Consider the following 304-nt stretch of genomic DNA (forward strand, 5'->3'; position numbering starts at 1 on the left):
GCGCATCAGGTGGAAGCCGGTGATGGCCCCGTTGTGCATGAACATCCAGCGCCCGTGCCGGAAGGGATGGCAGTTCGACTGCTGCACCGCCGTCCCCGTCGACGCACGGATGTGGGCGAAGAACAACGGCGAGCGCACATGGTCCGCCATCTCCCGCAGATTGCGGTTGTTCCACGCCGGACCCACGTCCCGCAGCAGCGCCGGGGTGTCGGTCTCCTCCTCCGTGTACCAGCCGACACCGAAACCGTCACCGTTCGTCGTCTCCACACCCAGCTTCGAGTGCAGGCTCTGGTCGATCAGCGAA

General features: G+C 65.8%; 1 protein-coding gene. It reads right to left on the reverse strand.

Annotated elements, in window-relative coordinates:
• Window positions 1–304 (reverse strand): class II glutamine amidotransferase (locus IO30_RS0129205; protein WP_031147864.1); only part of this gene is annotated, 304 nt, incomplete at both ends.

This window comes from Streptomyces xanthophaeus (assembly GCF_000725805.1).
GTDB lineage: Bacteria > Actinomycetota > Actinomycetes > Streptomycetales > Streptomycetaceae > Streptomyces > Streptomyces xanthophaeus.